The 2,434-nt window shown below is 74.3% G+C and carries 4 protein-coding genes; all 4 read right to left on the bottom strand.

From position 1 onward, the window contains the following. Positions 1 to 43 precede the first annotated feature (43 nt). Positions 44 to 967: a HipA family kinase gene (locus tag HW445_RS26860; RefSeq protein ID WP_180223467.1), complete on the bottom strand. Its 924-nt coding sequence runs from the start codon at positions 965 to 967 to the stop codon at positions 44 to 46. A 137-nt stretch (positions 968 to 1,104) separates the two neighbouring features. After that, a complete protein-coding gene (locus tag HW445_RS26865; protein WP_180223469.1) occupies positions 1,105 to 1,437 on the bottom strand; it encodes a DUF3140 domain-containing protein in 333 nt (110 codons plus the stop codon). 5 nt (positions 1,438 to 1,442) lie between these two features. Next, positions 1,443 to 1,673: a DUF2945 domain-containing protein gene (locus tag HW445_RS26870; RefSeq protein WP_180223468.1), complete on the bottom strand. Its 231-nt coding sequence runs from the start codon at positions 1,671 to 1,673 to the stop codon at positions 1,443 to 1,445. A 117-nt stretch (positions 1,674 to 1,790) separates the two neighbouring features. Further along, positions 1,791 to 2,434 (bottom strand): ferric iron reductase (locus HW445_RS26875; RefSeq protein ID WP_218957425.1); only part of this gene is annotated, 644 nt, incomplete at its 5' end.

Below are 2,434 nucleotides of genomic sequence, written 5' to 3' on the forward strand. Positions count from 1 at the left end.
GGCGGGGCGACCGGGTCCCGGGGCCGACTTCGGCCGGCGCCGGTCAGCCGGTTCCGTCCAGGTGGACGGACCAGTCCTGCTCGGCGCCCGGCTTGCCGTGCAGGTCGGGGACGCGCTGGAGCCATCCGGGGCGTCCCCGGCGGCTCTTCTCACGGCGGGCGTGCTCCTCCGCGGCGAGCTGGTCGCCGCTGGGGAAGTCGGTGGGCAGCCAGGCGGCCGAGGAGGCTGCGCGGGCGGTCAGCCAGTCGGCGTAGGCGTCGCGGACCGCCTGCGGGTCCGCGAAGCCCGGCTCGTCGGCCAGCCACTCGTCCGGCACCTCGGCGACCACCTCGCGCAGCAGTTCCTCGGTGACCCGGGGCGCCAGCTCCGAGTCGGCGGCCCGGGTGTCCGGGGCGTACCGGCCCAGGGCGTGGTGGCGGAGGTCGTACACCTTGTCCGGGGCGGTCCCGTCCCAGCGGTGGTGGAAGACCAGGGCCGCGCCGTGGTCGATCAGCCACAGCCGGGCGGGGGCGGTGCCGCGGGTGGGCCACACCATCAGGTTGGAGCTGTGCACCGTGCGGTCGACGTTGGCGGTCAGGGCGTCGAGCCAGACGACACGGCCCGCCTCCAGGGGGTCGACGCGGAAGGTCGCGGCGAGCTCCGGAGTGAGGTCGGCGCCGCCGGAGAGGTAGTCCATGCCGAGGTTGAGTCCCGCGCTGGCCTCCAGCAGGCCGCGGACCTCGGCGTGCGGCTCGTGCGCGCCGAGGGCCGGGTCGAAGTGGGCCCGCACCAGTTCCGGCACCCGCAGGCCCAGCCGGCGGCCCAGTTCCCCGACGATCACCTCGGCGACCAGCGCCTTGCGGCCCTGCGCGGAGCCGGTGAACTTGACGACGTAGGTGCCGAGGTCGTCCGCCTCGACGACCCCGGGCACGGATCCGCCGGTCCGCAGGGGCGCGACGTAACGGGTGACAGCGACCTCTCTCAGCATTCTCCCAGGCCCTACCGGTCGTTCGCCTTGCCGTTCGGGCCGGACCGGACGCGTCCGCGCCCCGCGGAGGGGGCGGCGCGCCGGGTGTTCCGGGCCTTCGGCACGAAGTGGGCATCGTAACCGGGCGGCCGGGGCGGTCAGGCCAGCGGGTCGTGGCCCCAGTTCATGAGCGAGTACCTCCAGCGGGTCTCCCGCACGTCGCCCGAGGGCCGCTGGGCCAGGTGGCGCCGGACGTAGCCGACGACCTTGCGCATGTGCCGGTAGTCGTCGTCGGTGAGGTCGCTCTTCGGGGTGTGCAGGATCTCCGCGATTCTGCGGCCCGAGGCGTGTCCGGTCGACTCGCCGCCGTCCTTGTGCTGCCCCGCGGCCTCGGACTCCGGGGAGGCCAGCCATTCCTCCAGGTCGGCCGGCTTCATGTTCACCAGCTCGCGGAACTCGGACCAGGTCCGCTTCCGCTCGTCGTCGTCCACGCGGGTCACTTCTTCTTCTTGAGCGAGGACGGCTTGTGCACCGCGGACCTGCCCGACTTCTCGCTGCGGACCTGGTACTGCGGGTCCTCCGACGAGGCGTCCACGGTGCGACCCGCGGCCTCGGTCCGCTCGGTGATCTTCTTCTCCACCTTCCCCTCGGTCTCGCTGCCATGACTGCTCCAGGCGACCTTGTCGCCCTTGTGCAGCTTCTTGTCCCCGTCACCGCTCCTGGCCATCGTCGGCTCCTCGCTGTCCTCGGCGGGCTGGGGTCGCACCGCTTCCCGGGTGCGGCCACTTCCCAGGGTGAGGCCTTCCGTCCCCGGTCGCAGCTCCGTGCGCGGGCGGCCGTCCGCTCACACCGGTCGCGCCAGCGGGTTCGGCAGCGGGAGGTAGCGGGCGTCGGCGCCGTCGGCCCCGGTCCAGCGCAGCAGCAGGTTGGTCTTGCCGGGCAGGGTCGGCCGGGTGAGCAGCGCGTGGGCCTCGGGGACGTCGTGCCGGGCCAGCTCACGGCGGACCGGGGGCCACGGGTCGAACGCCGGGTGCCGTTCCCGCAGGGCTCCGGCCAGTTCGCCCAGGTGGTTCACGATCAGGCAGTAGACCAGGCGTTCCCAGCCCGCCGCCCGGCCGGCCGGGGGCACCGTCTTGACGCCCTCGGCGTCGCGGAAGAGGGCGCGCACCGGCCGACCGGCGGTGTCGACGGCGATCAGGCAGTTCTGCAGGTGCGCCTCGAGCACCACGCCGTGCCGGTGGAACAGGTGCAGGACCGGCGGAACCAGGTGGCGCAGGTACGCCGTCCACCACGGCTCCGGGTCGTCGCCCAGCCGGTCCAGCGGGTTGCCGTCGAAGCCCTCGGCGAGGGCCGCGGCGAGCAGTGCGGTGGACCCCGGCGGCAGGTGCGCGTCCAGGCCGTCCCGGACCAGGACGGCCAGTTCCTCGTAGGCGAAGGAGGCGGTCCGGTAGCCCCGGTCGCTGAGCCAGGCGGCGCCCGCCGACCGTG

This window comes from Streptomyces sp. UH6 (assembly GCF_013421635.1).
Taxonomy (GTDB): domain Bacteria; phylum Actinomycetota; class Actinomycetes; order Streptomycetales; family Streptomycetaceae; genus Streptomyces; species Streptomyces abyssomicinicus.

What these genes read in the sequence shown, in the direction of transcription:
- HW445_RS26860 (WP_180223467.1), bottom strand. Translation starts at nt 967, where the DNA reads ATGCTGAGAGAGGTCGCTGTCACCCGTTACGTCGCGCCCCTGCGGACC.
- HW445_RS26870 (WP_180223468.1), bottom strand. Translation starts at nt 1,673, where the DNA reads ATGGCCAGGAGCGGTGACGGGGACAAGAAGCTGCACAAGGGCGACAAG.